The 20,703-nt window shown below is 45.4% G+C and carries 23 protein-coding genes and 1 pseudogene; 16 read left to right on the top strand and 8 right to left on the bottom strand.

The window, feature by feature from the left end; all coding sequences use genetic code 11:
• Positions 1-820 precede the first annotated feature (820 nt).
• Entirely contained in the window at positions 821-1,168 is a 348-nt protein-coding gene (locus TERTU_RS19790) for a hypothetical protein (protein WP_015818076.1), read from the top strand.
• 135 nt (positions 1,169-1,303) lie between these two features.
• Positions 1,304-1,711, top strand: a complete 408-nt coding sequence (locus TERTU_RS19785) for a GNAT family N-acetyltransferase (protein ID WP_015818689.1) — start codon at positions 1,304-1,306, stop codon at positions 1,709-1,711.
• A 58-nt stretch (positions 1,712-1,769) separates the two neighbouring features.
• On the opposite strand, the gene TERTU_RS19780 is transcribed toward TERTU_RS19785, so the two are convergent.
• A complete protein-coding gene (locus TERTU_RS19780; RefSeq protein ID WP_015820178.1) occupies positions 1,770-2,717 on the bottom strand; it encodes an IS110 family RNA-guided transposase in 948 nt (315 codons plus the stop codon).
• Positions 2,718-2,952: 235 nt separating this feature from the next.
• On the opposite strand from TERTU_RS19780, the gene TERTU_RS19775 reads away from it, so the two are divergent.
• The 10 genes from TERTU_RS19775 (at position 2,953) to TERTU_RS19725 (ending at position 11,264) form a co-directional block, all read left to right on the top strand.
• A complete protein-coding gene (locus TERTU_RS19775) occupies positions 2,953-3,285 on the top strand; it encodes a hypothetical protein (RefSeq protein WP_143876308.1) in 333 nt (110 codons plus the stop codon).
• A 526-nt stretch (positions 3,286-3,811) separates the two neighbouring features.
• Entirely contained in the window at positions 3,812-4,147 is a 336-nt protein-coding gene (locus TERTU_RS19770; RefSeq protein ID WP_015818494.1) for a transposase, read from the top strand.
• Positions 4,126-4,980 carry an IS3 family transposase gene (locus TERTU_RS22075; protein WP_228378313.1) on the top strand — a complete coding sequence of 285 codons (855 nt, stop codon included), beginning with the start codon at positions 4,126-4,128 and terminating at the stop codon, positions 4,978-4,980. The genes TERTU_RS19770 and TERTU_RS22075 overlap by 22 nt, the downstream gene beginning before the upstream one ends.
• 639 nt (positions 4,981-5,619) lie before the next feature.
• On the top strand, positions 5,620-7,119 hold the full coding sequence (locus tag TERTU_RS19755) for an IS1182 family transposase (protein WP_015816813.1): 1,500 nt from the start codon (positions 5,620-5,622) through the stop codon (positions 7,117-7,119).
• 1,075 nt (positions 7,120-8,194) lie between these two features.
• A complete protein-coding gene (locus TERTU_RS19745) occupies positions 8,195-8,512 on the top strand; it encodes a hypothetical protein (protein WP_041590349.1) in 318 nt (105 codons plus the stop codon).
• A gap of 175 nt (positions 8,513-8,687) precedes the next feature.
• Positions 8,688-9,095, top strand: a complete 408-nt coding sequence (locus tag TERTU_RS21900) for a hypothetical protein (RefSeq protein ID WP_143876306.1) — start codon at positions 8,688-8,690, stop codon at positions 9,093-9,095.
• Positions 9,096-9,526: 431 nt separating this feature from the next.
• Positions 9,527-9,862 (top strand): hypothetical protein, encoded by a 336-nt coding sequence (locus TERTU_RS19740; protein WP_015819716.1) that lies wholly within the window; start codon positions 9,527-9,529, stop codon positions 9,860-9,862.
• Positions 9,863-9,991: 129 nt separating this feature from the next.
• Complete coding sequence (locus TERTU_RS19735; RefSeq protein ID WP_041590348.1) at positions 9,992-10,330, top strand: hypothetical protein; 339 nt, start codon at positions 9,992-9,994, stop codon at positions 10,328-10,330.
• A gap of 112 nt (positions 10,331-10,442) precedes the next feature.
• On the top strand, positions 10,443-10,778 hold the full coding sequence (locus TERTU_RS19730) for a hypothetical protein (RefSeq protein WP_015817962.1): 336 nt from the start codon (positions 10,443-10,445) through the stop codon (positions 10,776-10,778).
• A gap of 153 nt (positions 10,779-10,931) precedes the next feature.
• Positions 10,932-11,264 carry a hypothetical protein gene (locus TERTU_RS19725; protein WP_015818231.1) on the top strand — a complete coding sequence of 111 codons (333 nt, stop codon included), beginning with the start codon at positions 10,932-10,934 and terminating at the stop codon, positions 11,262-11,264.
• A 487-nt stretch (positions 11,265-11,751) separates the two neighbouring features.
• Here TERTU_RS19725 and TERTU_RS22510 read toward each other — a convergent pair.
• Both TERTU_RS22510 and TERTU_RS19720 read right to left on the bottom strand, forming a co-directional pair.
• A pseudogene (locus TERTU_RS22510) lies at positions 11,752-11,868 on the bottom strand (Mu transposase domain-containing protein); the annotation flags it as partial.
• A gap of 61 nt (positions 11,869-11,929) precedes the next feature.
• Complete coding sequence (locus TERTU_RS19720) at positions 11,930-12,877, bottom strand: IS110 family RNA-guided transposase (RefSeq protein ID WP_015816777.1); 948 nt, start codon at positions 12,875-12,877, stop codon at positions 11,930-11,932.
• A gap of 330 nt (positions 12,878-13,207) precedes the next feature.
• On the opposite strand from TERTU_RS19720, the gene TERTU_RS19715 reads away from it, so the two are divergent.
• The 3 genes from TERTU_RS19715 to TERTU_RS19705 all read left to right on the top strand — a co-directional run bounded on the left by TERTU_RS19715 (position 13,208) and on the right by TERTU_RS19705 (position 15,401).
• Complete coding sequence (locus TERTU_RS19715; RefSeq protein WP_038002640.1) at positions 13,208-13,648, top strand: helix-turn-helix domain-containing protein; 441 nt, start codon at positions 13,208-13,210, stop codon at positions 13,646-13,648.
• Between the two features lie 443 nt (positions 13,649-14,091).
• Positions 14,092-14,514: a hypothetical protein gene (locus TERTU_RS19710; protein ID WP_228378209.1), complete on the top strand. Its 423-nt coding sequence runs from the start codon at positions 14,092-14,094 to the stop codon at positions 14,512-14,514.
• 491 nt (positions 14,515-15,005) lie between these two features.
• Complete coding sequence (locus TERTU_RS19705) at positions 15,006-15,401, top strand: hypothetical protein (protein ID WP_015819758.1); 396 nt, start codon at positions 15,006-15,008, stop codon at positions 15,399-15,401.
• Positions 15,402-15,894: 493 nt separating this feature from the next.
• Here the strand turns inward: TERTU_RS19705 and TERTU_RS19700 are convergent, their stop codons facing one another.
• The 4 genes from TERTU_RS19700 to TERTU_RS19685 all read right to left on the bottom strand — a co-directional run bounded on the left by TERTU_RS19700 (position 15,895) and on the right by TERTU_RS19685 (position 19,578).
• Positions 15,895-16,962: a mechanosensitive ion channel family protein gene (locus TERTU_RS19700; protein WP_228378208.1), complete on the bottom strand. Its 1,068-nt coding sequence runs from the start codon at positions 16,960-16,962 to the stop codon at positions 15,895-15,897.
• A gap of 55 nt (positions 16,963-17,017) precedes the next feature.
• Entirely contained in the window at positions 17,018-17,494 is a 477-nt protein-coding gene (locus TERTU_RS19695) for a GNAT family N-acetyltransferase (protein WP_015817022.1), read from the bottom strand.
• An 84-nt stretch (positions 17,495-17,578) separates the two neighbouring features.
• On the bottom strand, positions 17,579-18,883 hold the full coding sequence (locus TERTU_RS19690; protein WP_015816848.1) for a sensor histidine kinase: 1,305 nt from the start codon (positions 18,881-18,883) through the stop codon (positions 17,579-17,581).
• Positions 18,883-19,578, bottom strand: a complete 696-nt coding sequence (locus TERTU_RS19685) for a response regulator transcription factor (protein ID WP_015820573.1) — start codon at positions 19,576-19,578, stop codon at positions 18,883-18,885. The genes TERTU_RS19690 and TERTU_RS19685 overlap by 1 nt, the downstream gene beginning before the upstream one ends.
• 130 nt (positions 19,579-19,708) lie before the next feature.
• On the opposite strand from TERTU_RS19685, the gene TERTU_RS19680 reads away from it, so the two are divergent.
• Positions 19,709-20,173 (top strand): Spy/CpxP family protein refolding chaperone, encoded by a 465-nt coding sequence (locus TERTU_RS19680; RefSeq protein WP_015820289.1) that lies wholly within the window; start codon positions 19,709-19,711, stop codon positions 20,171-20,173.
• Positions 20,174-20,338: 165 nt separating this feature from the next.
• On the opposite strand, the gene TERTU_RS19675 is transcribed toward TERTU_RS19680, so the two are convergent.
• Positions 20,339-20,560, bottom strand: coding sequence for a DUF6316 family protein (locus TERTU_RS19675; protein WP_015819864.1), 222 nt, complete (start codon positions 20,558-20,560; stop codon positions 20,339-20,341).
• Positions 20,561-20,703 lie beyond the last annotated feature (143 nt).

Here is a 20,703-nt window from a genome sequence, read left to right as displayed (position 1 = left end):
TTGTCGGGTAGTTAGGGATTTGGTGGCTTAAATTAGAGCTTTACTTGCTGCAAGTTGTAGGGCTCTTAATGTGGTTCTGGCTCTCGGAGAGCGAGTCAGATTCTAATTGGTACCGATCGTTCTCTTCGCGGTCGTTTGGGCTTTGAAGGTCGTGGTAATTTTGCGCGGTGTTCTCATCGCACATTTAAAGTGAGTAGTTGTTTTTAATATGTCGCAGGTTCGTTTGGTCCCAATAATTTGGGCTTGTCGCGTAAGCTTTTATAACCAAGTCAGCCAGCAGGACCTGCGTTTCGGAGCTTGTTTTTCGTGGCCAAACGCTACGCTGCCACAAAAAACAAGCTCCTCCACTGCGGCCGCTGCTGCAGGGCGTTATAAAGCGTCGGAAACGTTAACTTTGAAGCGCTATGTTTTGGTTAATCGCTATCGGGTAGCTAGGGATTTGGAGGCTTAAATTGGGGCTTCACTCGCTTGAAGTTGTAGGGTTCTTAATGTGGTTCGGGCTCTCGGAGAGCGAGTTAGATCCTAATTGGTACCGGTCGTTCTATTCGCATTCGTTTGGGTTTTGTACATAATTGGTAGTTTTGCGCGGTGTTCTCATCGCACATTTAAAGTGAGTAGTTGTATTTAATATGGAGCAGGGTCGTTTGGTCCCAATAATTTGGGCTTGTCGCGTAAGCTTTTATAACCAAGTCAGCCAGCAGGACCTGCGTTTCGGAGCTTGTTTTTCGTGGCTAAACGCTACGCTGCCACAAAAAACAAGCTCCTCCACTGCGGCCGCTGCTGCACGGCGTTATGTGTAAATCAGGAGTTGCAGTAAAACATGGAATTTGAAAATGCTGTAATTATAGCCTTGGTAGTTTTCTGTTTAAGTGTGCTATTTAAAGGCTTTTTATCTGCGGCAGGTAAAGATCTATGGGTGTTTCTAAAAGAATCATTGCTGCAGCGTATGGAAAAGGAAATGGAAGTGGGCCCGGATTTTAAGGCCAAGGTATATCCAGAGCAGAACTGCACATGGATACCAGAGGAAAATATTCAGAATAAAGAAAGGCATAAATGGGCGTATTACCCACACCCCAAAAACGGTAAAAAATGTTTTAGGCTCGTTGGGGAGGGTAAGTTTACAAGGAAGGAGTATTTTATGGTTACTCCAAACGCAAAGCGAACGTAAACACATAACCAAGCTAGCAACCTGACACTGCATGCTACGCTCCTTTTTGGTGTGGCTGCGCCACAATACACCAAAAATCCGCTACGCACGCAGTGCAGGTTCTAGCGGCGTTATGCATAAAAAAGAATTCAGGAAATGGAAATAGAAATTACAGTTAATGGAAAGCTAGAAGAGGAAGAGGTTGTATCTCTATATCAGTCAAATGGCTGGTCTTCTGCAGAAAAACCTAAAGAATTAATGGCTGCATTGGAGGGTTCTCATACCGTCATTGCTGGTCGCGTTGATTCAAAGTTAGTTGGTTTGTGCAACGCGCTGTCTGATGGACACCTTGTGGTGTACTACCCGCATATGCTCGTACATCCAAATTTTCATCGTAAAGGCGTTGGAAGAAAAATGATGGAGGCAATGCATTCCATTTATAAAGAATTTCACCAACAAATACTTATTGCAGATGGTAGGGCAATAGATTTTTATAATTCGGTAGGTTTTTCACGTGCTGGCAAGTCCGAGCCGATGTGGATATATCAAGGAAATGAGCACTAGTGCATAACAAGCGACTGTGATCCGAAGTCAAGCATACTCAACCAAATATTTTAATAGTTTATGCCTCTTGCCAGCGTCTTCCGTCGCGTACCATTGCGTTCAAGATGGTCACGAGTTTTCGCATGCAGGCCGTTAGTGCAACTTTTTTGTGTTTACCTGCGGCAACCAATTTAGCGTAGAATTTTTTCATGACTGGGTTGTGCTGAATCGCGCACATCATAGCCATATATAACATGGTACGTATTGGGGCTCTGCCACCTTTTATGCGTCGTTTGCCTTTAAATGAACCGCTGTCTTTGTTAAAGGGTGCGAGGCCACACAAGGCCGCGACCTGCCGCGGCGATAATGAACCTAGCTCGGGCAGCTCCCCCAGCAGTGTGTGAGCGACGCCGTCCCCAACACCTGGTACGCTGGTAACGATCTCATAGGTTTCCTGCCATTCGGTAACCTCGCCGACAGTGCGCTCAAGCTTAGCGGTAACCCAGGCAACCTCCTTATCAAGTATTTTGATTAAGCGCTTGTGCGTTGATTGAATCGCTTTATCGGCTTTATCCAAACGGTTAAGCTCTTGAGTTCTCGCCTCCATGAGTTGGCGGCGTCTTGCCAGTAAGTCTCTGAAATATCGAATCTTTTTAGTCTGGATCTGACGAATTGGGGGTTTCATTATCGCTCCAAATTCAGCGATAACCCTGGCATCGAGCTTGTCCGTCTTCGCCAATATTCCCTGAGCTTTGGCGAATTGCCGCACGTGCATGGGTTGCACGACTACGACCGGTAGGCCTTTCTCAGCCAAGGCATAGACAAGCTTACGCTCATAGCCGCCCGTGGCTTCAACGACAATTCTAGCGAGTTTGTAACGCGCTAGCCGGGCTGCCAATGCTCGCACACCGGCTTCGGTATTATCAGTTTGCCAGTGGTTGTCCTGCTCTAAGACAAAGATATCCAGAGTAGATTTACCGATATCAATGCCAACATTTCTTTCTGTAGTTTTGGTAGTTGTTTTCATGACTCACCCTTGCTACATTCGAGCTCGAGGCTCTTTCGACTGTTCGAGTTAAAAGTAGAATCAGCATGGCGCCCACGCTTGTTAACGGGCTCGACTCTATCGGCGCCACTCAGCCACCGGGCTGCCATGCTGAAAGCCTTTTGCAGCAGGCTTGAGCCTCCGTTCCGGCGCTTCGCGCCTCCACTACGGTCGTTGCTAGCGGCGTTAACTAAACATCATTTTAGAGGGTTATAAGTTGGAAATGAGAAAAATTAGCGCAGTATTAATTGCCTTGTTAGCAACTAATTGGGTTGAAGCCGGCGAAGCAACCACACAAGGAAAAATAATAACCTCTTATACCTCCGGTGCGTGGACGATGGTACGAATTGATAATCAATCAACGAAAACATTCGGTTGTGAGAAGCCAAATTGGTACGCTATCAATAGCGGAGATTCTAATTATCAAACAATAGTGTCAAGTATTCTTGCAGCACAAATGGCCCAAAAAGAAGTGTCCTTTTGGGTAAGTGGTTGTGGAGGGCAAGCCGGTAGTTATCCCAAAATAGAATCTATCGTAGTCAATAGCTAACAAAGCACAGGTACAACCGCTACACAGCTTGGACCTCCATTTTGGCGCTTTGCGCCTATATTACGGACCTAGTGCTTGGAGTTAGCTTAAATTTGGAATAAATATAGAATATGAACAAATATCTAGTATTGTTTTCTACTGTAATACTATTGACGACTGTTCAGAAAGATCCCGGATGGGGGGGCAGCAATTAAAGAAATATCTTATTTTCGTAGCAATGGCAATTGCAGTCCTGAAGGCGGGCCGTGCCTTCGGTTAAGATTTAGTGATGGCTATTCGAAGTGTGAGTGGGTGTCTATAAATGAAGAAGATCCGCACTACAAAAATATTCAAAGTTTGTATTTGGTATCTCTAACCGCTGAAAAGACTCTTAGCTTTTATGGTAGCGACGAATATTGCCAGGATTCTGATCGAATTAGCATAAATAATGTAACCTTAAAATAAGAGCTAACAATTGAAGTCACTAGACCCAGGAACCTAACCCGATAATGCACACACCTCCATATAACTTTGTTGGAGGTGACAAATGGCCAGAAGAAAACATTACAACTCATATGATGACGATTTCAAGGCGACAGCGGTAGCGCTAACGGAAATTCCTGGTGTGCAAGCAAACCATGTTGCTGAAGCGCTCGATATTCATGAAGTGATGCTATATCGTTGGCGAATGGAAATGCGACGAGGGCAGATTAGGGTGAAAAAGAAAAATATACAGATAGATCCAGATATTAAATCGGAGTTGAAAAGGCTGCGTAAGCTGGAGCGGGAGCACAATCTCTTGCAAGAAGAGCACGCCCTTTTAAAAAAAGCCATCCAGCACTCTTTGCAAAAAAAAGAGAAATCTTTGAATTCATCGACCTAAATAAGTCGCAGCACAGCATTGCGCTAATGTGCAGGTTGTATGGTGTAAGCAGACACGGTTACAACAGTTGGCGACGAAGGGGCGAGAGTAGGCGTAAGCGGGAAGATAGCGAGATCTACTCACTGATTAACCGTATTTTTCAAAAGCACCAAGGATGCTACGGAAGCCCGAAGATAACGCAGGAGCTACGCAAACAGGGGGTCAATGTAGGTCAGAAAAGGGTGGCCAGGCTCATGCAGGAGCACGGACTAAAGGCTGTAAAGGCCAGAATGTACAGGACAAAGGCTTATCAGCATGTATTTCAGAAAGCGAGCCCTAACCGAATAAAGGATTTTACCCCAACGGGAATTAATCAGCTTTGGGTAGCAGACGTGACCTATATCCGCATGCCAGATGAAAGCTGGCAATACCTATCGGTCATCATGGATCGCTACAGTCGTCGAATAATAAGTTGGTCTCTTGGAGAAAATCGTACAGCGGAATTGACGAGCAACACCCTTGCGAGGGCAATGCGGAATCGCAAAGGCGCGAAAAACGTTATTCTGCATTCAGACAAAGGGATAGAATATATCGCAACATCATTTAGAAGAAAGCTACACCACTACGGCATACAGCAAAGCATGAATGGTGTTAAGCAAATGAATGACAATGCGCATATCGAGTCTTTCTTTCAGGATTTTAAAACAGAAAGAATTAAGAGGAAGGCTTTTAATACGGTAGATGAGTTGAGGGGAATAATCAGCGAATACATGCGCTACTACAACCATGAGCGTTCGCATTCGGTGATTGGGTATATATCACCCGCTAAATTTGAGAGTAGAATAGCGGTTTAACAAACAGGTGTGTGCAAAAGCGGGTTAGGTTCCCCCACACTGCTACGCTTGTTTGAGTGTATTCGCTACGCTCATTGTCGCACAAAAAAAGCTTCACAGTATGGGCACGCTGCAGACGTTATGAGCTCAAACCAATAAGCAGAGTAAAATTAAGATGAAATATTTTTGTACTATATTGATCATGATTTCCGCTTTTAGCGTTAATGCAGGGCAAGTTTCGAATGGTAAAATACTGAGAATGATGGTGAATACTCAAAATTCACCGGAAATGATTTTTATCCGAGTGTCAGGTGATTTCACGAATACACCTTCATGTAATATAAATGGAATGTGGCAATTCGTATTGCCGCTATCTACAGAGATTCAAAAAGATACAATAACCTCCTTTTTGCTCAGCGCATATATAAGCGGGAAGTCTATTCGGCTGGATGGCAATGGAGCTTGCGATACTTTTTCTAGCATAGAAACTCTGACTAGATTCGAGTTTATTGAATAGATCGCTCATAACCAAGCAAGTACAATTCGCCGGTAATACCGGCGTTGAAACTGTCGAAAAACTCGAAAGAACCTCAAAAATCTGCAGTACGGAAGCTTCTAACGGGTTAAAATAGACTCTACCGCCGCTTAACGGAGTCTGGTATGGCGCATTACAAGCAAGGTAATGATAAACAGGGGGAATTTGTCGCTGTTATTCCTGAGGAACAAATAACAGAGGGCAGCTTTGAGGCGACAGTCTGCTTGATTGTCGATCATGTGCTAGATCTCTCCTCGTTTGAAAGCGATTTTAACAACGATGCGGGTGGCGCTTCTGCATACAGCCTGGGAACTCTCCTCAAGATCATACTTTCTGCGTATCATCGCGGAATAACCAGCAGCCGTAAAATCGAACATTTGTGCCGATACAATACAGTGTTCATGGCACTCTCTGGTTTTCTCACCCCGGATCATTCCACTATCGCCGCGTTTGTTTCAAAGAACCCTCAACGACTTGAAGGCATATTTATAGAAATCGTGTTGCAGTGTGACTACCTGGGCCTGATTGGTGGTGACACACTGGCATTGGATGGCTGTAAAATTCCCTCAAACGCCTCGAAGGAATGGTCGGGAACTAAGGCCGACTTCACGAAGAAACATCAAAAAATTCAACGTGCGGTAAGGCGGGTGATGGCACGGCATCGTCAAGAAGATGCTGAGGGCGTGGTGAACACCCCGGTGCGTGAAAAAGAAGAAAAGCAGATAGAAAAACTCAAACGCATCAATAAAAAGCTAAAAACCGCCCTCAGTGATATGGTGGATAAACGGGGGCATAACGGAAAAGTTCGTAAGACCAACCTCACCGACCCTGATAGCGCCAATATGATGTCCGGTAACGGTGGTGCCTTACAAGGGTACGTCGGTTTGGCCGCAACCGATAAACTGAACCAGGTCATTGTCAATGCTGATGTAACTGGTGATAGCGAACAATCCACGCTCCAACCCATGATTGATAAACTCCATGCATCCGACAGGCTAGATGGTTGCCAACTGCTGGCAGATGCTGGGTTTCATAGCGGGGTGAATTTAGACTATTGCGCAGAGAAAGGCGTCGATGCCTATATTGCGGATACCCTCTATCGTAAACGCGATGCGAGGTTTGTGGATCACCAAGATAAAAAGCCGAAGGCAAGGAAACAGAAATACTTTCAATCGAGTGACTTCGAGTATGACCCGCAGGCACAACGCTGTTGGTGCCCAGCGGGAAAAGAACTCTGGCTTTGCTCCTCTGGATATCAAAACAAAGGCGTCGAGTACATTCGCTTTGAAGGTTACCTCAACGACTGTAAAAACTGCGCGATGCAAGCCCAGTGTTTACGTAATGGGGTCAAAGACCGCGGCAGACAGGTGAGTATCCGCAAAGACACCCCTAAAAACAACAGTCGCGCCATTGATCGAATGAAACGCAAAATGGACGGTCCCGAAGGTAGAGCCATCCAAGCAGATCGCATTGGTATTGTCGAACCCGTTTTTGCGCACATGAAACACATAATTGGGTTGCGCTGGTTTAGCTTGAGAGGCATTAAAAAGGTGTCCGGACAATGGTATTTATTCTGCGCGGTACATAACCTGGTAAAAATACAAAAATATGGGAGTTATGCCTGAGGAAGGGGTAACTATTCTTTAGAAAAAGAACGTAAATAACGTCGCGACTGATATTCTTTAGCAGCAGTATGAAAAAATCGGTTGACTGAAATTATCCGCGGGGTATACGTATGCCAGCGTTATTCGACAGTCTAGTTATGTGTAGTTCATAAGCAATGTTTAATGTGTACAAAACAATTAACTCTAAGAAGAAGCGAAATATAAGGTTCGTAGCAGCCGGCTCATATCAAATAGAGTTTTTGGAGAGCGAACGGAGAGAATTCTTTGCAATTTATCGATTTAATTATGGTGGAGCAGGTCAGGTTCAATATCATTTAATCGATATTGCTGATTCTGCCATAGAATAGATTTCAGATAGAAAATTCCTTACGGTGCAGGGATCAAGCCCCTACAAGCTGAAAATCGAATAGGCTAACTCCTAGGCCCACATTACCCGCTATTTGTGGGGCTGGTTCCCACTTAGTCGTTTTGGGGGCAAGGCTAGCTTTTTAGTGGTTTAGTTGCGCTTATATCAATTTTTAATACGTATTCGTGGGGCGTTAGAGAGTCAGCACAGAACCAAGTGTTACATTTCTAAAATTCCCATTCGGAGTAAAAATGAAGAAGGTACTGTTGTTTACTATTTTGTGTAGTATGTCAAATAGCTTTGCTTGCACCACAGATCTAACTACGATCGAATAAATTATGCTTGACAATGACAACGGTGTTAAAGTGTATTTTAAAGTTAAGCAGAGTTTACCTCCAGAGGACGGTTGTAGGGAAAACCCTAATTGGCCGTATGTATTTGATATTTCAACAGACTTCGGAAAAAGCATGTGCTCAGCTCTGTTGGCAGCGTATGCAAGTAAGTCAACAGTTAAGGTTTTCGGTTATGGTACTTGCGCAGTGTATAACGCTGTAGAAACAGTAAAAAGAACTGAACTCAAATCATTATAAGAACCTGACCTACTGAAAGCCAAATCTACACTTCGTTAGTCTCATGCGCTTGGTGCATTTTATGTACTCTACTGGCTTCCGGTTTAGCTCTTGTAAGCGGGCATTATTCAAAAATGAAAAGGAGATAAAATAAAAGGTGATGAAAATATTAATATTCGGCTTTTTTCTTTTTGGACTATCCTTTAACTCTAATGCAGAGTGGACAGGACTAAAAGAGATGTCAGAATTAAAAGCCCAAACAAATGGCTTATATTTGGTGTTAAAGAGCTTTTCTAACACGAGTTCTGAGGTAGACTGCAATAGGGATAGCTTCTTTATGCCGATGGAGGAGAACTCAAATTATGAGACAAGAGCATCTATGTGGCTAGCTGCATTTATGGCAAACAAAAAAATTGAGGTGAGCTATTACGAATGTCATGGTGATCTAATAAAAGCTGCATCAATAAGCTTCAAATAGAAAAGTCTGAATTAAAACGTTAGTCGCACCAAAATTAGAAAAATTAATAAAAAAGTCAGCCAACAGGATCTACTATTCGGAGTTTGTTTTTTGTGGCTAAACGCTACGCTGCCACATAAAACGAGCTCCTCCACTGCGGGCGCTGCTGCACGGTGTTATGTGTACTAGGGAGAGTATGGCTAAGGAAATTCGAGTATTCTTTCCAGCACCAACTATTTTGATATTGTTCCCTTTTGGGCTGCTTGTATATCAAGCGGTATGGTTAAAGCTAAATCCATTGGAGGCCGTACTATTTTCAGTGTTAACCGCTTGCGGTGTGCTTACGTTTTCATATACGTTAATGCTAGTGGTAGGGCTTCCTGTTAATTATCTACTGCAAAAATTTACAAGCCAGCGGTGGTGGGTGTATCTTAGCTCGGGTGTGGTAGTTGGTGTATTAGTTTGCTTGGCTGCCTTTGTCGTATTTTCAAAGTTAATGAGTTTTAGTTTTCTACTAATAATTATTGGGAGTGTTTCAGGGACAGCAATTTCGGGGTGCTACTGGTTTATCTCAGTTAAAAACATAACCAAGTTATTAACCTGATACCTCATACTCCGCGTTTTTTTGTGTGGCTGCGCTACTTTACCCCAAAAGGCCGCTCAGTATGTGGCACAGGTTATAGCGGCGGAATAAAGCGTTGAAAACTCTAATTATGAAACGCTTTGTTTTTGGTGAACACGGGCGAGAAGATGGCGGTTTGACGGCTCAAGTTTGAGCTGAATTAGCGGCACGTTTGGGGGCATAATGTGGTCCTGGCTTTGTAGAGCGAGTAAGCTGCTAATTGCTACCGGTTGTTCTTCTCACGGTTGTTTTGGCTTTCACAAAAAGCTTGAGCTTTTTCGGGATTTTGGCATCGCACAATTAACGTGAGTGGTTGTGTCTTAATGTGTCGCGAAGCCGCTTGGTCGTAAATATTTTAGATTGCCGTGTAAGCTGTAATAACAAGTCGCTATCAAGTATACAGGATTAGTTGAATGAAGATTAAAATAAAGTTTTTTATTGCATCTATGATGTTATTTATTTCGATGCTTGGGTATGCTGACGTTATTGCTGTCACTACGTCAGAATCTCGAATTTCCGCAGTTCGAATAGAATCGAAGTATGCGCTTGTGTCTTTTTCAAACCGATCTGAAAGTGAATGTGGTCAAGGTAAAGCTTATTTAGACTTGGATAATGAATATCATAAAGTCGCGTATTCTACAGTATTGTCTGCTTATCTGGCTGGCAAACAAGTTTCTATTCGTATCTATGATGATAGCGCTTTAGTTTTTGGGGCATGTAAAATATATGATGTCTACGTTTCTGGATAATTCCTGCAAGAAGTCCAATTAGATTTTTGCAGATTTTATTCGTGTATCTAAATCGATCCGCAAAAAAACACACCGCGCCCGCCCAGAAGGTTGATCTGGTATTATAAATAGAAATATTCTTGGGGATTTATGAATAAAATATTTGTGGTGGCTCTTCTTATGCTAAGTGCTGGAGCCTTAGGTAATACAACGTGCACAGGCGCGTTGCAGTATGTCTCGTTAAATCCTGACAATGACGTAGTTCAATTTAATTACGGTTTTGGCACGCAGTATCATTGTAAGTTGAGCCAGGAATACAATGGCGTAAGTCCTGAATCTTGTCAGGCGGTATACAGTATGTTATTGGCTGCACAGCTTTCGAGCAAGAAAATTGAAGTCCGATATAACGGAGATTTTTCTTGCGCATCAGATGAGCTTGGAAATTACGAGACCACAAAAAAATTGATGTATTGGATAAAAATTATATAGTGTTTCCATCGATGCAGGCTTAATTGAGAAATATGTGGTATGGACCTAAAAAAGGCTACGGAATATTTCCGGTTTTTGCGTTGAACGTTTGAATTCGAAGGGAAAATTTAGGATGAAAATTAAATGTTTAATGGTTTCGATTATAGTATTGATTGCTTCAGAAGCGAACGCGGGGGTGTGGAGCGGTGATACTGAAATACGCCAAATATATCCACATTCCAAGAATAATACGGATGGTTCGATATATTATCGATTCAATGAGCTTGTTGATTCAAGTAATTGTGCCAATAAATCACTTATAGCACTTAAGAAAAGTAATAACCTGTCTTCTGAGATTTACGCGTTAATGTTAATGGCGTTTGCCTCCAACAAAAAAGTGAGGTATTACGTTGAAGGTTGTGATGCTCATGGATATCCAGAATTGCATCATGCGTATGTCAACGGTTAGTCATTTTAGTTCGATTGATTATTTTGGCAAGTCTACTAAGTCTCGCTCCAGCGAGCGGGGGCTGGACTTTCGTTGAGGCGCTTTGCGCCTTTACTGCAGCCGTAAATTGCAGCGTTGGGCGTCTGCTAATCTTCATTTCCATAGGAATTATATATGACAAAAAATTTAATTTCTGCAGTTTTAATGCTTATGTCATCAACAGTATTGGCCGGCGGTAGTATAACCTGGGGAGAAATTACTGCTATTGCGTTTCAAAATAAAGATTTAATGCTCTACTCCGATGATTGGCAGAACCCGAATGGTTGTGAAATAGCAAATGCCGTAATACTTAAGCATACGGACTCGAATTTTGACAAAGCGTACAGCCTTATTCTTGCTGCATATATGTCCGGTAAAAAGGTGGTTGCATGGTCGGATGAATGTCTTTCCTTTGACGGAAAAACATATAACCATATCCGTGGATTTAAGTATCTCCAGGTGAAATAACAAATTGCCAAAAATTAGGGAACCTCTGAAAAATACCGAATATTGGCGATAATACAGGTCATCGTATGTTGTTGGTTGAGTCCATTGTTGTGCCGACAATGCATCGGCGATGTCGCCGAGCTCGAATAGCCGTAATTCTTTTAAACATTATTCCTGTTGGATTGGGTGTCCCCTGAATGGTTAGCGGTAATACTGTGGGCCACAGTTGTTGCCGTGATCGTCATTGGTGAACTTTGCGCTGGTGGTTAGCCGATCGCCAGCGCCTGCTAGCAGGCCTTATCCCAACGCTGCGTACATAGGTGCGCGATAGATTCAACAGCCCAAGGCTGGTACGGTAAGCCTGCACGTGATGTGTCTTGCGCGCGAGCATTTATTTGGTTATGAGCAGAACATTGGGATCAAAGTCATTTGCACCGTTAGGTAACCGCCCTGGCCACCATTGGTCTTGTTTTCGATGAGCTTGCGGCATATGCCCAGACTCCGTGGTTCAGTCTCTCTGACATCGACTGCGAGCATGGCGTGCGACGAATATACCCATAAAGAATACGGAGAGGGTATCACGTGCTGCCTGAACATCAACTTGGTGCTTGACTAGGTGGTGAGGTACCGAATAACAAGCGACTGTGACCCGAAGTCAAGCATACTCAACCAAATGTTTTAATAGTTTATGCCTCTTGCCAGCGTCTTCCGTCGCGTACCATTGCGTTTAAAATGGTCACGAGTTTTCGCATGCAGGCCGTTAGTGCAACTTTTTTGTGTTTACCTGCAGCAACCAATTTAGCGTAGAATTTTTTCATGACTGGGTTGTGCTGAATCGCGCACATCATAGCCATATATAACATGGTACGTATTGGGGCTCTGCCACCCTTTATGCGTCGTTTGCCTTTAAATGAACCGCTGTCTTTGTTAAAGGGTGCGAGGCCACACAAGGCCGCGACCTSCCGCGGCGAYAATGAACCTAGCTCGGGCAGCTCCCCCAGCAGTGTGTGAGCGACGCCGTCCCCAACACCTGGTACGCTGGTAACGATCTCATAGGTTTCCTGCCATTCAGTAACCTCGCCGACAGTGCGCTCAAGCTTAGCGGTAACCCAGGCAACCTCCTTATCAAGTATTTTGATTAAGCGCTTGTGAGTTGATTGAATCGCTTTGTCGGCTTTATCCAAACGGTTAAGCTCTTGAGTTCTCGCCTCCATGAGTTGGCGGCGTCTTGCCAGTAAGTCTCTGAAATATCGAATCTTTTTAGTCTGGATCTGACGAATTGGGGGTTTCATTATCGCTCCAAATTCAGCGATAACCCTGGCATCGAGCTTGTCCGTCTTCGCCAATATTCCCTGAGCTTTGGCGAATTGCCGCACGTGTATGGGTTGCACGACTACGACCGGTAGGCCTTTCTCAGCCAAGGCATAGACAAGCTTACGCTCATAGCCCCCAGTTGCTTCAACGACAATTCTAGCGAGTTTGTAACGCGCTAGCCGGGCTGCCAATGCTCGCACACCGGCTTCGGTATTATCAGTTTGCCAGTGGTTGTCCTGCTCTAAGACAAAGATATCCAGAGTAGTTTTACCGATATCAATGCCAACATTTCTTTCTGTAGTTTCGGTAGTTGTTTTCATGACTCACCCTTGCTACATTCGAGCTCGAGGCTCTTTCGACTGTTCGAGTTAAAAGTAGAATCAGCATGGCGCCCACGCTGTCTGGCAGGAAGGGACGTCGCGTTAATTTCATAACACAAGTTGCACCAGCCCACATTTTTTCCAGTTCTGCTTTTTGTCTTAATAGCACAAACGGGCCTTTCAAAAATTCAGCTATGTAATGCGTTTTGTAAAATGACAATTAAATCAGGTGCTTAGCTTAGCTGTCAGGTTGGTGTCGGGTTGATTTCGTGGCCGACACAGGGGGCAATGGTTAAATATCAGTTCTCCAATGGAAAAAGAGATTAGGACATGATGCTTAAAAGACTGCGTCACAAAAGAAACTGGACTCAGGAGCAGTTGGCTGAGATCTCAGGATTAAGCGTCAGAACTATTCAGCGTATAGAATCGGGCGGCAAGGCTAGCTTGGAATCCCTTAACGCTCTCGCTTCTGTCTTAGAAGTTCAAGCGCCAATTTTGGCACAGGGGGTCACAGTGATTGATAAAACTACAGAAGATTGGGAAAAGGTACCTGCATGGTTAAGGGCCTGCTTTTTTGGATCTGGTCTCTTCAAAATTCCCGAGCGAATATTAAATATACGGGTCGAACAGGGAACCGTAGTCGCTGACATTATTCTGCTATTGCTCTCGCCTGTTTTAGACAACGCATTTGAGGCTAGTTTTATTTTGTTTACAAGCGCGTATCTAGTTTCACTTATCACTAGAGCCGGTGATAAGTATTCCATTTGGTAGCGTGGCTAACCCCTGTTTGGGATATTTATTCATTTTTTTAAACAGCTACCCGAAGCGCTGAGGATATTGAAGCCCTATTACTAAGGAAATCCTCCTTGTATAAGCAGGGGCTTGCTTAGCGCTTACCTATTTCCACTATAAAAAAATTCGGAGCCCAATAGTGTGATTCCGTTGCATAATTTTCACATATGAGCTGACATACAAGCAACGAATATCATGAAACATGAATATAGTGTTTTAATAACCCATTCCTAAAAAATCGCTAATACCTAAAATCCATCGGCATACAAGATCTTTTTTCTAGGAATAAATTTGTTGCAGAAGTGTAAAATTCATAGGGTCGGTGTTGAGCTCCCGGGTAAATCTCACTACCTTTGACGGTGCATTGAAGGTTGGCTTTCATGCTTTTTGCAGGCCATCTAACTATGGAGGATCTGTTTCAGATGAAAAATTGGATATTACCGTTTTTGATTATTTTATCTGCTTGCGGTGGTAATGAGTTGAGAGACGAGGCGAGAGGCGAGGTGAGAGACGAAGCCGGATTTAGCACTTTTTTGATGCAGAATAATTCAAATTATAATATACGAGTCGAGTGTGATTTATACGGTTACTTCGAGTGTAACAATAGTGTGACAGAATCTGGCGACCTTCTTGAAATTGGCAGTTGCGGCCGCATTGGGGCTTTGCCAGGGCCTGGCCCGGCGGTAGTATTTGAATCATTGACAGTATTGTTTGATCCTGGTGATGGCAGCTTTGTAGAAGCGTATGAAGTTGAAAGCTCTGACTGGAGTGTGGAGAATCAATCAACTCATCATATTACGTATGCCATTTCTATTGATGATGAAATACTTTTGGGCGCTAATTGATAATAAACTGGACACTGTATTTATTGTTTTGGCGCTTGGTTGATGTTATTCAAAAAATATTACACGCCTAAATGTGAGTGTTGAGGTTTTTCTGAAGTGTTCATTGTACGAATCACATGTTGTGACTGAAAGGTGAATAATCACCTAGTTCGTAGCGTTAATCATTTTCTAGCCCCTCTGATGCTCTATGCCGGTAATGAGCGCATTGGAGGGTGGCTGATAATCCAATGTTAAAATTTAGATTTGCCAACAGGTATTAAAGCGAAATTTTCGGTTTGCTAAACCGCTTTAAGTAGGGGCTGGGCTGTGTTGTTTATTTGGGCTTTTGGCTTCGAGTGTAATTTGTGCAAGTTGAGTCTTCTCCTTTTATGACTAATAGATGTCAATAGGCTAGCTGTTTCGACAACAATAAATTGTTCCCACATGTTTGTAATGTCGAGTCGTTATTATCGAACACTAAAATATCGCTCCAGAATAAAAGATTAACGCGCATGGGTTACATTATTCCATTTGTTTGTTTTGTCGTTACTACGTTCGCCTATGCGTTCTGTTGGCACTTGGTCGTGTTTAAAAAAGTTTACGATGATATCGGTATATATAACCGGGAACAGCCGATTATTCCCATAGGTGTACTCACCGTTTTTATACAGGGAGCCATTTTTTTATTTTTATACTCTAGAGTATCTTTTGGGGTGTCTGCGTTATGGCAGGGCGTTGTTTTAGGGTTGCTTCTTGGCTTGTTCGAGTATTGTTCCGGGTCGTTGGTATTTTCCGCGAAAAGAAAAATTGAAAAGCATGCAAAATGGTTAATCATTCAGTTGTTTTTATCGGCATCATTGTTTCCTATCTCTGGCGCTGTTGCGGGATATCTGTGCGGTATTGCCTAAAAGGCAAGAAGTGCATTTTTATTGGATGTTTTTTCTGCTTTTTTAAGGTTTATATGTAAGAATTACCATTTCTCCGCTGGATAGTCTAAATGATCATGTCATAAGTGCATGCGTTTTAACGATTTTTGTTTTTAGACTGATTTTATTAAATGCGCCTATGAGCAAGGATTTGCTTAATTGGATGTCATTACTTACGCGGCAGTTCGTGTTGTTGATCGTTAATTGGTTGGCGCCTATTTGGGGTTGTTTTTGGCGAATTATAGCGGCAGGTTATTTTGGTTTAAACGGCGCTCCTCTGCAGTCACGCTTGTTAGTATTTCGCGGGGTTTTATGCAAACCGATGCTGTCGTAATCCTAGGTGCGCTGCATCAAAAGCATTAGTTGGCAGCTAAGATTCCGAGCCGGTAGAAAAAAATTTACAACTCAATAGTCACTAAAACAACAAGCGCTAAAATACTGGATGTCTGTTTATCTACACTCTAATTGCTGTATTTTACATTTTGCTCGCTTCCTGATCCGTATTGATTGCCCGTATGGGGTAAGGTATTACGATTCCTTCTTGTGCGTAGCGCTTGTGAAGCGCCTTTATAAATTCCGATTTGATAAAAAAGCGGGTGAAATACTCTTGAGCGCGCAGCATAACAGTAAAGTTAATGCTGCTGCTATCGAAGGTATGGTAGACCACAAAAGTATCGTACTCGGGCACGCCCCATTTGTGTGTTTTAAGAACTTCCCTCGCCACTTCGAGAGTTACGCGTTCGACGTGCTCCAGGTCTGAGTTGTAATGCACGCCGACTTCTACCGGAACGGAGAGTTCTTTCTGAGGATAATAGTAATTAATAATTTTTGATTGCGACAACACACTGTTGGGCATTATCACGACGTTGTTTGGCAGCATTTTTATCCAGGTCGAACGCCAGCCAATTTTTTGCACGAAGCCCTGTTCGCCAGATTCCAGTTCGATAAAGTCACCGACCCGGATAGGTTTGTCGATTACCAGCTGAACACCTGAAAAAAAGTTTTCCAGCGTCGGTTGTAGAGCAAGAGCAACGGCCAGTGAGGTGATCCCCAGCGACGCAATAATGGGTGTGATTGAAATCCCGAGGGTACCCAGCAGTACAAGGGCACCTATCCCAATCACGAGGCCCTTGGCGATGCCTTTAAGAATACTGCTGCTGTTGCGCAAGGATTCTGATTTATGGGTGTAAACGCTTAGCGCCCCTTCGCTGAAGCGATCAGCGAATATAACAAGTGCAAGTACAATAAGAATTTGCGCTGCGATTGAGGTGTAGCGACTGAGGTCTGCGTTAGTGATCTGGTAGAAATCGAGCAGCCGTTCAAACAGTAACAGATTAAGCAGCACGATAAGGATTGTCAGGGGAACGGGCAGTGCGTTTAACAGCAGTGTATCTATGTCCAGGTTGGTACGTGCAATCAGCTTTTGTAAACGTTTAAGCAGGAAACGTTTTACCAGATACATGAGGCCTGTGGACAAAAGAACCAGGCAAACGACAACAACAAGGGGTGGGACTTGTAAGGTTTGTAGCTGTTCTAGAAGCATGAATCATCACCGAATGCAGGTTGCGGTGCGATTTTCAGAGCAAGTTATGTTCCGGTTAGGCTATTGGTTTTTCATAGCATTGTTCAGTGCGTTCTGCGCCCCAAATGACGTGGGTTTTTTCCGCGACTAATGAAAATCCGTTGCGCAGATACATGGCTTTTGCGCTATCCAAACCTTTAGCAGTCCACAGTTGGATGCGGAGGTAGTTGTGCAGGCTGCAAAATTCAATCGCGCTGATTAACAGCCGTTTGCCGAGCCCAGTGCCTTGCAAGCTTGAGTGGACGATATACCAGCGCAATTGAGCGACATTGTTACCCGCATCGCATATACAAATAACGCCAACAATTTGATTGTTGCTCTCGGCAATCCAGATGCGCTCTCTTGGGTTCGTTCGCAGCGCAAATTGCGCCAGAGGTTCGGCGACATACGCCTCGAAAGTGTGATCGTAGCCTTCGGTCGCCGAGTAGTACTCGCTGTGAAGCAGAATAATTCTGCCGATATCGGTGGGTTGGAGTGTATTGCGGATTAACATGTCAGCAGGCAGCTCTAGAGTCGATAAGGTAGTGGAGAAACTGGTTAATGATTAATGGTCATGGCCCATTGCACATATTGAACGCTAGCGAGGAAGCGTCACAGTGACACACAAGCCGCCCTCCGCGCGGTTGCCAAAATCCAATTTGCCGCCGTTTTTTTCGATGGCGCGACGCGCGATGCTTAAGCCAAGGCCAAACCCTTTTTGCGAGTTCTCTGCTGCAGTTTGAAAAAACGGTTCTGTAACGCGCGCCAGGTGTTCTGGTGCGATACCGCAGCCGCTATCGCAAATTTCTACGGTTGTTGTATGTTCCTGCTCGCTCAATTGTATGTGCACGAGACTGTTTGGTGGCGAGTATTTGCAGGCGTTGTCGAGAAAATTGGTTAAGGCTTTTTGCAGGGAATCCAGAAATCCGGTGTAGTAGATCTGGCGAGTGGTGGCAGTGTCTATTTGAATTTGATGCTCAGGGTAGCGAAAGCGAATATCGCTACATACGTCGTCTACTAAGTCAGTTAGTGATGCTGTTTCGCGATCTTCCGGCAGTTCATGGAAGCGAGCATAGTCGAGAATCTGTTGAATGAGGACATTCATGCGGTCGCATTCGTGATGAATTTTGGCGATGTATTGCGGAGATTCGGGTTTTTTTTCCACGAGCGCGGCGGCGGCTTGCAAACGGGCCAGCGGAGCGCGTAGCTCGTGTGAAACATCGTGCAGAAGTTGACGTTGCCCGTTAATACTGGTAGCGACCTGGTGAATCATATGGTCCAAATCCCGCGCTAATTCGCCAATTTCATCGCCGCGCTGAAGCAGTTTTTTATCCGGGCGGGCGTCAAGATTCCCTCCTGCCACTTCGCGCGAGCGCGCGCCCAGGTTTTTCAGTGGGCGCGCAATCGACCAGCTTAGCAGCGCGCTGGCCAAGGTCGAGGCGATCAGAATTAACACAAATTGGGTGGACCGCAGGCGTTGCAGCATGTCCTTCATAAACAGCGGTTTGCGCGGGAGTTGCGTTTCTACGTTATAGAGCGTGCCGGCGGCGCTGGTGACCTGAAATTGCAGCGTGCGTTCTTCGGTTTGAAACCTGAAGCGGTGTTGGAATACCGGTGTGTTAGTGTCTGCGCGCGTGATGTTCAGTCGCGGCGACGGTTCCTCACCGCGCTTGGGGCCGGGCCCGCCGAAACGGCGGAAGCGCGGCATAGGCTCGCCACTTTCGACGCGATCGATGATTTGTTCGGCAAAACGACGCGCCATCTGCTCATGCAAATTGGTGATTCGCGTCGCTTCCATGTTGCTTACGATGGTGAAACTGGCGGCAAAGATGACCGCCAGATTCACCAGCCAGAAGGTGAGAAATATTTTCCAGAATATTTTGCTAAAACCGAAATTGGGCATCAGTCTGCGGACAATAGTTGGTAACCGACCCCTCGAACGGAGCGAATAATATCGTGAATGCCCGCGTTGGCCAGTTTTTGGCGTATCCGGCTGACGTGCACATCAATGCTGCGGTCGTAGGCGGTGAGGGGGCGATGCAGTACCTGCTCGGTAAGAAATGCCTTGGTCTGGGTTTGTCCCGGGTGCTGCATCAACACTTTAAGGGTGTTGAACTCGGCTCCGGTGAGCTGCAGTGGTGTGCCGAGTGCTTTGGCTTGCATATCCGCTGGACTGAGCTGAATGCCGGCTACGTCCAGCAGGTGTTGATCCCCGCTGGTTGGGTTTTGAGTGCGGCGCAGGATAGCGCGTACCCGAGCAACCAGCTCACGCGGGTTACAGGGTTTAGCCAGGTAGTCGTCGGCGCCCATTTCGAGGCCCAATATGCGATCAATGTCATCACCACGACCGGTCAACATAATTACCGGGGTGCTGTTGCTTGGTCGCAGCCGCTGCAGTACATCCAGCCCGGACAGCCCCGGCATCATAATATCCAGCACGATCAGCTGGCATTCCGGCGGCGAGGCGAGGCGCGTGAGCGCACTTTGGCCACTGTGGGCTTTGTCTACGGCGAAGCCTTCAGCGGTGAGATATTCGCCGATGAGGTCGCAAAGTTCTTGATCGTCGTCGACCAGTAAAATGAGAGGTAAATTTTCCATATCCACAATGTAACGGCTTTAATGCCCACCTGCGAGTCCTTTACGTAACTTTACCGCGGCGTAACCCTACTTAGCATTGCCGGCGAGCATACTGGGACCCATCAAACAACGCCACGTGAAGGAGGCAATGATGAAAGCAAAATGTAAAGCACTGATTGGCGCCGGGCTTATTTCTATGGCGGCTAGCGCTATGGCTATGGGCCCAGGACAGGGTGGTTGTGGCAAGGGCGGTGGTGGCGGTTTCCAAGGCCGCGGGCTGGAGATGATGGAGTACGCCCTGGATCTGACGACCGAACAAAAGGCGCAAATCCAAGCCTTGCGCGACGAGCACGCTGCGGCGCGCGGTGAGCGCGGTCTCGGCAACCCTGCGGCGCTGTCACAGCTCGACCCATCCGCTGCGGATTATCAAACCCAGTTGGATGCGCTCGCGGCACAGGCAGCGGACTCAGCCAAGCAACGGGTGTATTTCCATGCGGAAATGCAGGCCAAAATGCGCGAAATTCTCACCCCGGAACAACTGGAAAAATGGCAGGATATGAAAAGCCGAATGGGTAAACGCGGTCGCGGTGGCTGGCGCTCGGAGGCAGATGAGTAGAATTGTAATCGCGTTTATAAGGCGGGAAAACCCGTCGTTGTGCGACAAATAACGCGTGTTGCACCGTGACGGGTGGTTCGGAACGATGGACTACCTAACGGGTTTCTTCGTGCTAAACAAGCGGGAGAAAAATTCTCCCGCTCAGAATTATTATGATTGCGCGCTTCAGGCGGCGCGACTTGAATAACGGCCCAGGGTTTCGCGAATGGTGGGCTCGGCGTGGATGATAAAGTCGATAAAATCACTGGCACCCACTTCAGCTTCGTGCAGCGTATCGAAAGGGCCAATATCGACGCCCTCGCGGGTGCTGTAGTACCAGTAATCTCCCTTCTCAAAAAAGCGTTTGGAACGCGAAGGCACGGTACCTTCTTCACCAGTTCTGTTCATAAGCTGTCTCCTTGTTTGACATCGATCCCTGATCGATAACTCTCAATCCCCACGGGCAACATGCTTTGGCGCGTCCGATCTACATGCCAACACGGGATAAAACTCCAGCGCGCACGCGCCAAAATGACACATTCATGTCTGCC

Source organism: Teredinibacter turnerae T7901 (assembly GCF_000023025.1).
Classification (GTDB): domain Bacteria; phylum Pseudomonadota; class Gammaproteobacteria; order Pseudomonadales; family Cellvibrionaceae; genus Teredinibacter; species Teredinibacter turnerae_B.
Note: the sequence above shows the minus strand (reverse complement) of the source record. Positions and strands in the feature narration are given on the sequence as shown.